The sequence below is a fragment of the Rhodococcus sp. JCM 9793 genome (assembly GCF_055380405.1).
The window spans coordinates 4,714,336-4,726,572 of record NZ_AP043721.1 but is presented as its reverse complement, the minus strand read 5'-3'; the positions used below and the strand labels follow the sequence as shown (position 1 = coordinate 4,726,572).

Here is a 12,237-nt window from a genome sequence, read left to right as displayed (position 1 = left end):
CTTGCCCGTCTCTGTCGTCGGGTATGCCGTGGAAGCGAGGTGAGTGGAGTGGTTGTGGAGTCGAGAGAGAACGATCCTGAGCTGAGGGATCGCGTGCAACGTCTGCTCACATTCTTGTCCGACCTCGTCAAAGCACGCAGCGCGCCCGTCCGGGTTCTCGACCAACACCGTGGCGTGGTGTCTCTCGACGAGGGAAATCTCGACGTCGGACTCAGTGCCGATGCCGGAGCAGGCGACGTCGTCCTCCGCGCGCGGCGCGTTCACCTCGAAGACCCGCCGCGCCCTCCGGAGCAGATGGCGGCGTATGTGCATGGGGCGATCGACGACGCCACCGTCGAACCCACACTCGATCCGCAGGTTCCCGGCGGCGTCGGCGGCTTCGATACCTGGCTCACCGAGTGGCGGGCGTGGGCGGCCGTCGACCGTCAGCGACGACCGGCGTCGCAGCTCTACACGTTCCTGCAGCGCGCGGTGCTCGACCTCGAAGCCCAACCGGAATCGGTCGAGCTCGTCCTCGCGTCGGGGTTGCTGCAGCTCTCCGAGGCTGTGGCAGGCGAGGAGGTGCGCACGCACCTGATCACGCAGTCCACCCTCGTCGAGCGGCACCTGGAGTCCGGCGACCTACTCGTCCGGTTGAATCCCGATGCCGGCCCGTCACTCGAAGACATCGAGGTCCTCACCGGGCTGGAGGTGTTCGATTCGTCGAGCACCCGCAACCTGCACGAATCCCTCGTCACCCATGTCGCATCACCCGTCGACCCGGCGGCCCGAGTGTTCCTCAAGGAATGGGCCGACCGCGCCCTCACCGTGCGCGTCGACGTCGTCGACCGTGCAGAGGATGCACCGTCTCCCGACATGTTCCTGACGCCGTCACCCGCGCTGGTGCTGCGCAAACGTGGCGCCTATGCGCTCATCGAGTACTACAACCGCATGATCGAGGCCGCGGCCGACGAGTCGAACCCGGTGCCGCTCGGTCTCGCGCAGCTCGTCGAAGCGATCGAACCGACCGACCGTGTCGCATGGCTCGACCGCACCGGCACGTCGTCTGCCCTGCTCGCCGACGGCGATCCACTGTTCCCGCTGCCCGCGAACGAGGAGCAGCGCGACATCATCGACAGGCTCGCCGCCGACAGCGGTGTCGTGGTCGAAGGACCGCCCGGCACCGGCAAGACCCACAGCATCGCCAATCTCGTGTCGGCGCTGCTCGCGCGCGGCCAGCGCGTACTGGTGACCAGTGAGAAGGCGCAGGCTCTGCGCGTCCTCCGCGACAAACTCCCGCCCGAACTGCAGGATCTGTGTGTGTCGGTGACCGACGCGGCGCGCGGCGGATCTGCCGAACTCAACCACAGTGTCAGTGAGATCGCCACCCGCAAAGCACAATTCAACCAGCGTCGCACGGCGCAGCGCATCCGCGACCTCGCAACACAACGCACCGATGCAACGCGGCGTCGAGCGACTCTGACAGAACAGATCCGGAAGGCCCGCGCGGAAGAGACCGTCGTTCACCCCGAGGTCGTCGCCGGCTATCAGGGGACGCTCGCGTCGATCGTCCGGCAGGTCCGCGCACAGGAAACCCGATACGGGTGGCTGCCCGCGCCCCTTCTCACCGACGCGCCCCCGCTGAACACCGAGGAACTCCACACCCTCCTGTCGCTGCACCAGCGCTCGAGCGCCGAACGCGCGCGGCGCCGCCACCAGGTGTTCCCGGAACTGTCGCTTCCCGGCCAGGACGATGTGCAGTACGCGTGCAACGCGGTCGCGCAGGCGCCACGTGAAGTGACGGGCAGCGAAATGCCGGGACTGCTGAGGATCCTCGAGGGCGCGTCACCCGCCGCGCTCGATCACATCCGCGGCCTCTGCGAACATCTTCAGGGGGCTCTGCAAGACGCAGAACAACTCGACCCGCGATTCCAACGCGTGGCCGACGACGTCCTGTCGGGGAAGGCCCAGCACCTGTGGGGGAAGACCGCTGAGTTCGCGGGCCTCGTGCAGGCCGCGCAGGACGCCGACCGTTTCATCGGCGCCGGCAACGTGCACACGCCGGTGGTGGGGCGGCACGCGTTCGAGGCGTACGACGCGCTCGCCCACAAGCTGGACGCGGGGGATACGTGGCGCAGTGGCCTCTCCCGGTTCCGGAGAAGCGACGAACAACATGCGGTCGAGGCGCTCGGCGAACCCGCGACCGTCGACGGTGTCGCGGCAACCACCGCCCACACCGTGCGTGTCGTCGCCGAGCACCTCCGTGCCTTCGACGCAGTCCGGGTGGTGGGCATCGTTCTCCACGATCTCGGCGTCGACATCGCACCCGACGAGTCGCGCAGCCGTGCCGTCGGAACTCTGACGTTCGTCAACCGGGAGCGTGAGGTCATCGACAGCCTCGTCGCGCGGGTACGCGACGTCGAACTGGCGCTGCAGGAGGTCAACCCCGGTGCGCCTCGGATCGCGAACATCGAACAGGCACAGTCGGTCGCGGAGTCGGCGCGAGCCATCGCCGCGGCAGGCACTGCGGAAGCGAACAAATCCTGGCTCGAAACCGTCGCCGTGTATGTGCGGGACGAGATCAGCGCGGGAGTCTCACCCGAAGGGCGCGCGCTGGTGCAGGCCTTCTACGACGCGGATTTCGATGCCATCAGCGCAGCGCTGGATGCGTGGGGTCATGCGATCGGCGAGCACCGTGAGGAGCTCGAACGTGTATCCCTGCACGCACGATTGACCGCTGCCGCGCCCGCACTCGCGCAGGCCATCGCCAAGAATCCGACCAGCCCCGAGTGGCCGGCCCGACTCACCCAGGTCGAAAACGCGTGGGCGTGGCGCCGCGCCGAGGAATGGGTGCGACGCAACCACGAGCGCCGCGACGACGGGCAGCTCGAACGCGACCTCGATGCCATCGAAGCAGACATCTCGCATCTCACCGCCCAGCTCGCGGCGGAGAAGGCGTGGAACGCGTGCCTCGACCGCACCACCGCAGAGCAGGTCCAAGCCCTCCATTCCTACCGCGACCATGTCGCGAGCATCGGCAAGGGCACCGGCCGGTACGCGGAGCGCTATCGTGCAGCGGCCCGAGGGGCCATGCAGGTCGCGCAGGGTGCAGTACCGGCGTGGGTGATGCCGCTGCAGCAGGTGTTGGCATCGATTCCGGCCGAACAGAATTCGTTCGACGTCGTCATCGTCGACGAAGCGAGCCAGGCCGACATCAGCAGCCTGTTCCTGCTGTGGCTTGCGCCGCGGGTGATCGTGGTGGGCGACGACAAACAGTGCGCACCGAGTGAGATGTCGTTGGGTGCGCTCGACGGCGTCTTCAGTCGCCTCGACTCGTACCTGCCCGACATCCCGAAGTATCTGCGCGACAGCTTCACTCCGCGGTCCAGTGTGTTCTCGTTGCTGCGATCACGGTTCGGGAGCGTCATCCGGTTGCGGGAGCATTTCCGGTCGATGCCGGAGATCATCGCGTGGTCCAGCGACCAGTTCTATGCGGATGCACCGCTGGTTCCGGTGCGGCAGTTCGGATCCGACAGGTTGCCGCCGCTGCGCACCACCTACGTCGAGGGTGGTGTCGTCACCGGGCAGAACTCGTCGTTGACGAACTATGTCGAAGCCAGTGCCCTCGCCGACACTCTCGTGCAATGCCTCGGCGACGACGCCTATGACGGCAAGACGTTCGGTGTGGTGGTTCTGCAGGGGCAATCACAGGTCGACGCCATCCAGAACGAACTGCTCGACAGGCTCACTCCGGATCAGTGGGAAGAACGCCGGCTCCGCGTGGGCACGCCCCCGGATTTCCAGGGCGACGAGCGGAACGTGGTGTTCCTGTCTATGGTCGTCGCGCCCGATCAGAACATCGCGGCGATGACGAGGACCGAATACCAGCGGCGATTCAACGTCGCTGCGTCGCGGGCGCAGGACCAGCTGTGGTTGTTCCATTCGCGGACGGCCGACACACTGCGGTCGTCGGACCTCCGGCATTCACTTCTCACCTACATGCAGTCGACGTCGCCGACACCTGCCGATCCGATGCCCGACGGCGCCACACGCGACGAGCGGCACGGAGCGTTCGGCAGTCTCTTCGAGCAGCAGGTGTTCCTCGACATCGTTGCTCGCGGCTATCACGTGAACCCGCAGGTCGAGGTGAACGGTCACTTCATCGACCTGGTGGTGACGGGTGCGGCAGGCAAACTGGCGGTCGCGTGCGACGGCGACCTTTGGCACACCAGCCCCGACCAGCAGCGAGCCGACCTCGAACGCGAGCGCGAACTGCAGCGGAGCGGATGGAAATTCTGGCGGGTCCGCGAATCCGAGTACTACCTCGACCCGACCGCTGCAATGGCCGGCCTGTGGGGCGAGCTCGAACGGCGGGGAATCACACCCGACGTCGCGGATGCTGCAGTCGTGGTCGATGTGGGTTGGACGCCGGTCGAGTTGGTGGATGACGGCCCGCCGGCCGACGACGTTGTCGACATTGCGGAGCCGCCGGTGGCACCGCCGGTCGCTGCAGAGATCGTTGAGGCTGTTTCCGTGGAGGTTCCGGAGCCGGACAACGAATCCGCGATCACCGAGATGATTCCCGTGATCACGGTGCCGGTCGCAGAGCCTGCCGGAGCCGCGGATTCGTCGTCGACTGCGTCGGCGCCGGCGCCGGTGAGCCTCGAGGACATGATCGTGAATGCGCTCGGGAACGGGACATACCCGGTGGTGGAGCTTGCAGGCCGGCTCGACATGGACTGGAAGGATGTGCTCGCGGCGCTGGAAGAACTCGTCGTCGCGGGGGTGGTCGACGAGATCTCGGTGCTGGGGGAGCGGAGGCAGTACCGCGTAGCGGGAGCTGTCGATCCGCATGCCGATGATGTTCGAGAGCAGAGCGGGATGCCGAGGCTTCGTTAGTGACAGGTTGCGAAGGTCTCATTTCTTCAAGACCGGGCAGGGATCTTCTTGACAACGTGTTGTGCATGAACCTTCAGTTGACAGACTCCCGCGTTGCCGTAAACCTGCAGTCCACCCCTTTGCATCTCGGTCTCGGATGCCGATCCCGACCGGTCGAGGGGTTCACGTTCGAACCTGCGGCCCTCGATGCTTACGCGGCGGCGGTCGCCGACGACGGCAATGAGGGCCGGCTCGTCGTCCTCATCGACGAGCAGGGCCGCGGGAACCACTGGGAGCGGCACCCCGCGGGTGACGAGGTGATCGTGTGTGTCAGCGGCACGATCACCGTCATACGAGAGATCGGCGACGGGACCGAGCAGGTGACTCTCGGTCCGGGTGAGGCCACGGTCAACCCTGCCGGTGTATGGCATGCGGTCGACGCGGACGGCGACGCGCGGATCCTCACGATCACTCCAGGGCTCGGCACCGAGCACCGGATGCGGTAACCGTTGACGGCGCTAGTGAGCGAGCAGTTCGCTGCCGCGCCAGGCCGTTGGGGTGAGCCCTGTGAAGTCGCGCCAGTCCCGGACGAGGTGCGCTTGGTCGGCGAATCCGGTCGCTGCAGCGATTGTGGACCATGAGGGTGGGGTTCCTGCCGTGGCGAGGACGTAGGCGTGCTCGAAGCGCAGAACACGTGCAGCTTCTTTGGGCGTCAGGCCGATCTCACTGTGGAACTGCCTGGTCAGGTGGCGTCGACTCCATCCGAGTTCGGCTGCCAACAATCCGATCTGGGCTGTGCCGCGGGAGCTCAACAGTCGCCGCCATGCCTCGCGGACCTCGGGCCGAATGGCAGCACGCGCCGCTGGGCTCATGTCGTGCCGGCGGACGGCTGCCAGGAGGACGTCATCGAGGGCAGCGAATCGCTCACGCCACGAATGAGCTTCGCGGCTCCGCTCGCTGAGTTCACGACCGAGTCCGCCGAGAATGTGGCCGACGTCGACCACGTCGTTCGCGAGGGCGGCCGCGGGCATCCCGTAGACGGCCCGGGCTCCCATCGGAGTCAACGACACCTTGACGCCGTGCTGACGGCCGTCGTGCCTGATCGCGACGGCTTTCGAAGTCAGGCCACCTACAACGGCATCGAACCGCCCGTCGCGAACCGTGCAGCCCTCGACCGGAACGACTCGGATCGGCTCGGACAGGGAGACGATCAGCGTGAGGTAGCGCCCCGGTACGCCCCGATGAACGCCAGGTGGAAACCCCTGCTGTTCGAAACCGTCGTACGACATGACATACCCGCGCAACGCCGGGGAAGGCTGCGCGGTCACCCGTGTCGCTGAACCCACAGTCACCCCATCAATCTACGCACGAGCGCCACGAGCGCTCACGGGAAGGACCAATCATGATCCGCCTGTCGGCAATTGGCGACAGCCTGACCCGAGCGCAGCTCAGCGCCGACTATCTCGCCCCGCTCTCCGCGCTGATGCCCGGACGTGTGAGCACGAGCCGATTGGCGGCCAACGGTGACTTCGCGTGGAATCTGCTGCAGCGGCTCGACGAAGTGGTGTCGACCCCGGCTGACGTGGTCACGGTCATGATCGGGACCAACGACGCAAGAGCGAGCCTGCCCGGATTCGCCCTCGATCGCTGGAAGAAGCGCAAGCAGCTGCCGACCGAGCCTTCGGCAGGCTGGTTCGAGGACTGTCTCGGCCGCGTGGTCGACAGGCTCCGGTCCGAGACCGATGCGGAGATCGGCCTGGCCTCCATTCCTGTGCTCGGACAGGACCTGGAAGCGTCGCCGGCAGAGGCGTCGGCGCGGTACAGCACGATGATCGCCGACCTGGCCGCCAGCCACGGGGTCGTCTACCTACCCGTCCATGAGCGGCAGGTCGAGGAGCTCGCGGCCGAGAGGCCCGCCGCCGTCCCATACCAGGAAATGACCGTGCCGGGGTTCCTCGCCATGCTCGCTGAGCGTCGGGTCCTGGGCCGCAGCCTCGACACGATCTCCGATCGGAGAGGGCTCCTCCTCACCGTCGACCACGTCCACCAGAACAACAAGGGCGCGGCCCTGATCGCCGAGACACTCGAAGCCGGGCTGCTGCGCAGGCATTGACCCTCAGCCGACTCCCTGACGCCTCACAGTTGCCGAACACTTTCCGTGGATCTTCGTCGAGTTCGAGGGCCTCGAGCGCCTGGTAGACGTTCTCATCGGTGTCATAGGTCGTGAGGATCAGGAGCTGTGCACGCTCCAGTCCTTCTGTTCGATAACAGAGCCGCTGGAGAGCTTGTAGCGTGGAGGCGCCGTTTCACCTTCTGGCGCAGAATCGGTGGAGACGTAGACACTGCGGATTGAGTGTGCGTTTCGTAGGGTTGTGGCCTACGCGGTCGCAGGTGCTCGGTGGAGCTAGACCGGTTGTGTTATCCAGCTACATGATTTCCGGTGGCGGGCAAGAGCATCTGGGTCCGGGTGGTGCATCGGATTCTTGGGTAGTTCGAGCGAGGCCCCATCGTATTCGCCGTACTCGCTGTCTTTCAGCCAAGGCGCCACCTTGACGGTCAGTTCGTCACTGACAGTCCACAGCTGGAGGTCGAACAGTGTGTGGAGGTCAGCGCGCAGAAGGAGGCCGTTGGTGACGTGATTGCTGTGATCGCCGAAGTATCGGTCGATATGCGCTGCTTCGAGAACGGAGTAGACAGAGGATCCAGTAACCGCGCAGCGGTTTCTGTAGGCGGCGAAGAGCGCTTTGCGGAACTTCTTCTGGCCTCGGTGCACCGTGATTTCTCGACGCGCACCTGTGCGTAAGTCCTCACCCTTCTCGTAGTTTGTGGGGGCATCGTGTTTCCGTCCCTCGAAGTTGGAGAGGTCGTCGAATGCAGAGTCGCTTTGAACGGAGAACAACGAACGTCTGGGACGAGACGACCAGTACCAGGTATGGGGCCCTAACTCGCCTTGCAGCCGCTTTCGATCTCCAAGGACAGGCGAGCAGGCGAGTCGGCACCCATTCCTCCAGGTCCTGGAGCTCGCCGTCTTGGTAGCGGACCCGGCGCTGAGCGAATTGCCCGCCGATGTCGCAGAGAATGCCTAATGTGCCCTACGTGACCAGAGAAGGGGTGATGCGCCGATGTCGCTTACGTTCGGTGCGATCATGCACAGCGCCGGCATCGATCCGGCTGAAGCTCATGTCCTCCGCCACGCTTACGTGCGCGAGCATATCGACAGCGGTCTGCAGGGCATCCACGCGGATTCCACCGACACGGAGATCTTGAAGTACACGAGCCAGCAGTCCGCGAAACCTCGCGTGTTCCCGATCGTTCCGCCGCGGATCTGGCTCATCTTCATCAGGGAAGGCGGCGACAGGGCCCGGCTGTGGTCGGTGCTGGAGAACAACGGCGAGACGTCGAACGACGGAAAGCTGCGCACCTTCGACGTCGCCCCTTCCGGACAGCTCGCCGACCTCAGAAACCGATTGGTGATCGGGTGGAGGTCACCGCGCGCTTGGCGGATCAACGCCACAACGGCAGCCGCCTATCCGGTCGTGGAGATCGCCGACGCTGAGCCGATTCCGTTCCCCGGATTTGACCAGCTCGTTCTGGACTATGCCCGGCTTCAGGCCGTGATGCGTGAGCATCGCTACGCCTCGTGGCGCACCGCGCTGGCATCGGTGGCCGGCGTCTACCTGATCACCGACACCCGCGATGGACGCCAGTACGTGGGCAAGGCCGACGGCGCGGAGAGCATTCGCCAGCGCTGGAACGTCTACGCGACCAACGGCCACGGCGGCAACGTCGAACTTCGCAACGTCAGCCCAGCGAGCTTCAGATTCTCCTTGCTGCGCGTGTTCGACCCTGCGACTCCCACCCGCGAGATCGACGCAGCAGAGAGCCACTTCAAGGTCGCCCTCGACACACGCAGGCACGGTCTGAACGGCAATTGATTTGCCCCGCGAGTGGGACCGGACATCGACATGTCGGTGGCGGTTCCTGGAGTGGACTTGCCCGCTCCGTCGACGAGCGGAAGAGGTGACGGCAGATGAGGGAGCGGGCGTGGAGTCGAGGGAGAACGATCCTGAACTGAGTGATCGCGTGCAACGCCTGCTCACCCTTCTTGTCCGAACTCGTCAAAACCCGCAGCGCACCCGTTCGCGTCCTCGACAAGCATCGTGCCGTGATGCCCCTGTCCGTGCACAGGAAACCCGACACGAGCGATTGCCCGTGCCGCTCCTCACCGCCACACCCCCGCTGACCGTCGAGGAACTCCTCACTCTCCATTCGCTTCACCAGCGGTCGAGTGTCGAGCGCGCGCGGCGCCGACACCAGATCTTTCCCGAACTGTCCCTGCCCACCCAGCGGGAGGTGCAATACGCGTGCAGCGCGGTTGCGCAGGCACCTCCGGAGGCGACGAGCAGTGAGACTCGGGGATTGCTGGCGATACTCGAGGGTGCGTCACTCGAGACGCTCGCCCGCATCCGCGACCTCTGTGAACAACTGCAGGGTGCCCTGCACGACGCGGAACAACTCGACCCACGATTCCAACGTGCGGCCGACGACGTTTTGTCGGGGAGAGCGCACCACCTGTGGGGAAAGACCGCTGAGTTCGCCGACCTCGTGCAGGCCGCGCAGGATGCCGACCGCGTCGTCGGTACCAGCGCAGTGGAGACACCAGTGACAGGGCGGGCCGCGTTCGAGGCGTACGACGCACTGGCCCGCAAGCTGGATGCGGGAGATACCTGGCGCAGCGGCTTCTCCCGGTTCAGGAGGAGCGACGAGCAATCAGCGGTCGAGGTGCTCGGCGAGCCTGCGACTGTCGACGGTGTCGCGGCCACCACCGCCCCCACGGCGCGCATCGTGGCCGAGCATCTTCGTGCGCTCGATGCGGTGCGGGTGGTGGGGATCGTCCTCCGCGATCTCGGCATCGACATCACGCTCGACGAGTCGCGCAGCCGTGCAGTCGGCACCCTGGCGTTCATCAATCGGGACCGCGGCATCGTCGACAGTCTCATTGCACGGGTGCGGGACGTCGAATCGGCGTTACGGGAGGTCAATCCGGGTGCGCCCGCGATTGCGAATGTCGAACAGGCGCGATCCGTTGCGAGGTCGGCGCAGGTCATCGCCGCGGCAGGCACTGCGGAAGCAAGCAAGACCTGGCTCGAATCCGTCGGCATGTATGTGCGGGGCGAGATCGCCGGGGGAGCATCACCCGAAGGGCGCGCGTTGGCACGGGCTTTCCACGACGCGGACTTCGACAGCATCAACGCAGCATTGGACGCGTGGGACCGTGCTGCAGGCGAACAGCGTGACGAGTTGGACCTCGTATCCCTGCATGCGCGATTGACCGACGCAGCACCGGCGCTCGCGCAGGCCATTGCAGAGGATCCGTCGAGACGGGACTGGCCGGCTCGACTCTCCCGCATCGAGAGTGCGTGGGCGTGGCGCCGTGCAGATGAGTGGGTGCGGCGCTACCACGAGCACCGCAACGACGGGCAGTTCGAACGCGACCTCGACGCCGTCGAGAAGGACATCGCGCGGCTCACCACGCAGCTCGCTGCGGAGAAGGCGTGGAGCGCATGTCTCGACCGCGCGACCGCCGAGCAGGTCCAGGCCCTCCATTCCTACCGCGACCATGTCGCGAGTATCGGCAAGGGCACCGGCAGATACGCGGAGCGTTATCGTGCTGCGGCCCGTGAGTCCATGCAAGTCGCGCAGGGTGCAGTGCCGGCGTGGGTGATGCCGCTGCAGCAGGTGTTGGCTTCGATTCCGCCCGAGCAGAATTCGTTCGACGTCGTCATCATCGACGAGGCGAGCCAGGCAGACATCAGCAGCTTGTTCCTGTTATGGCTGGCTCCGCGGGTGATCGTGGTGGGCGACGACAACCAGTGCGCGCCGAGCGCGGTGTCGTTGGGGGCACTCGAAGGAGTGTTCAGCCGCCTCGACTCGTACCTGCCCGACATCCCGAAGTATATGCGCGACAGTCTTACTCCGAGGTCGAGCCTGTTCTCGTTGCTGCGGTCGCGGTTCGGGAGCGTCATCCGGTTGCGGGAGCATTTCCGGTCGATGCCCGAAATCATTGCGTGGTCGAGCGACCAGTTCTATGCCGATGCACCGCTGGTTCCGGTGCGGCAGTTCGGATCCGACAGGTTGCCGCCGCTGCGCACCACCTTCGTCGAAGGTGGTGCCGTCACCGGACAGAACTCGACGCTGACGAATCACGTCGAGGCTCATGCTCTCGCCGACACTCTCGTCCGGTGTCTCGATGACGAGGCGTATGCCGGGAAGACGTTCGGTGTGGTGGTTCTGCAGGGTCAGTCGCAGGTCGACGCCATCCAGAACGAACTACTCGACAGGGTGAGCCCGGAGCAGTGGGAGGAGCGCAGGCTCCGAGTCGGCACGCCCCCAGATTTCCAGGGCGACGAACGGCACGTGGTGTTCCTGTCGATGGTCGTCGCACCCGAACAGAACATCGCGGCGATGACGAGAACCGAATACCAGCGAAGGTTCAACGTTGCCGCGTCGCGGGCGCAGGATCAGCTGTGGTTGTTCCATTCGCGGACTGTCGACACGTTGCGGCCCACGGACCTGCGGCATTCCCTGCTCACATACATGCAGTCGACGTCGCAAGCGCCGGCCGCGCCCATGCCGGAAGGCGTCACCCGCAACGAGCGACACGAGGCGTTCGGCAGTCTCTTCACGCAGGAGGTGTTCCTCGACATCGTTGCTCGCGGGTACCACGTGAATCCCCAGGTGAAAGTGAACGGCCACGTCATCGACTTGGTGGTGACCGGCGTGGCAGGGAAGTTGACTGTCGCGTGCGATGGCGATCAGTGGTATTCGAGCCCTGATCAGCAGCGCGCCGATCTCGAACGCGAGCGTGAGCTGCAACGGAGCGGGTGGAAGTTCTGGCGGGTGCGTGAATCGGAGTTCTACTTCGACCCGGTCGCGGCGATGGCGGAGCTGTGGGGTGAGTTGGAGCGGCGTGGCATCACGCCTGATGCTGGTGTCGTGCTCGATGTGGGTTGGACGTCGGTCGAATTGATGGACGACGGTCCGCTGAGTGAGCCTGCCCGGGCTGCCGATTCGTCCGTGGTTACCTCCGCGTTATCGGGGCGCGCGGAAACGATCCTGAGAGCACTCGGGAATGAGGCGCATCCGGTGGTTGAGCTTGCAAGCCGACTCGACATGGACTGGACGGACTTGCTCCTGGTGCTGGACGAACTTGTCGTCGTGGGGGTTGTTGACGAGATCTCAGCACCTGGAGAGCGGAGGCAATATCGCGCAGCGGGTGTTGTTGATCCGTAGGCCGATGATGTTTGAGAGCAGAGCCGACTGGCGAGACCGCACCTGAGGCGGATGCGAAGGCTCACTCCATTGCGGATTCAGTGTGCG

Annotated in this window: 6 protein-coding genes and 1 pseudogene; 5 read left to right on the top strand and 2 right to left on the bottom strand. The window is 65.5% G+C overall.

Annotation, left to right across the window (positions count from 1 at the left end):
- Positions 1–48: 48 nt before the first annotated feature.
- Entirely contained in the window at positions 49–4,878 is a 4,830-nt protein-coding gene (locus ACZ46K_RS23875) for an AAA domain-containing protein (RefSeq protein ID WP_464749451.1), read from the top strand.
- A 65-nt stretch (positions 4,879–4,943) separates the two neighbouring features.
- The gene (locus ACZ46K_RS23870; protein WP_054804727.1) at positions 4,944–5,363 is read left to right on the top strand and encodes a cupin domain-containing protein; all 420 of its coding nucleotides are present in this window, start codon (positions 4,944–4,946) and stop codon (positions 5,361–5,363) included.
- A gap of 12 nt (positions 5,364–5,375) precedes the next feature.
- Here the strand turns inward: ACZ46K_RS23870 and ACZ46K_RS23865 are convergent, their stop codons facing one another.
- Positions 5,376–6,209: a helix-turn-helix domain-containing protein gene (locus ACZ46K_RS23865; RefSeq protein ID WP_054809670.1), complete on the bottom strand. Its 834-nt coding sequence runs from the start codon at positions 6,207–6,209 to the stop codon at positions 5,376–5,378.
- 50 nt (positions 6,210–6,259) lie between these two features.
- On the opposite strand from ACZ46K_RS23865, the gene ACZ46K_RS23860 reads away from it, so the two are divergent.
- Positions 6,260–6,970 carry an SGNH/GDSL hydrolase family protein gene (locus ACZ46K_RS23860; protein WP_464745110.1) on the top strand — a complete coding sequence of 237 codons (711 nt, stop codon included), beginning with the start codon at positions 6,260–6,262 and terminating at the stop codon, positions 6,968–6,970.
- 291 nt (positions 6,971–7,261) lie between these two features.
- On the opposite strand, the gene ACZ46K_RS23855 is transcribed toward ACZ46K_RS23860, so the two are convergent.
- Positions 7,262–7,756, bottom strand: a complete 495-nt coding sequence (locus ACZ46K_RS23855; protein ID WP_054804719.1) for an HNH endonuclease — start codon at positions 7,754–7,756, stop codon at positions 7,262–7,264.
- Between the two features lie 223 nt (positions 7,757–7,979).
- Between ACZ46K_RS23855 and ACZ46K_RS23850 the strand changes: the two genes are divergently transcribed.
- Both ACZ46K_RS23850 and ACZ46K_RS23845 read left to right on the top strand, forming a co-directional pair.
- Positions 7,980–8,792: a GIY-YIG nuclease family protein gene (locus ACZ46K_RS23850; RefSeq protein WP_054804720.1), complete on the top strand. Its 813-nt coding sequence runs from the start codon at positions 7,980–7,982 to the stop codon at positions 8,790–8,792.
- Positions 8,793–9,063: 271 nt separating this feature from the next.
- Positions 9,064–12,150, top strand: a pseudogene (locus ACZ46K_RS23845) (AAA domain-containing protein); the annotation flags it as partial.
- Positions 12,151–12,237 lie beyond the last annotated feature (87 nt).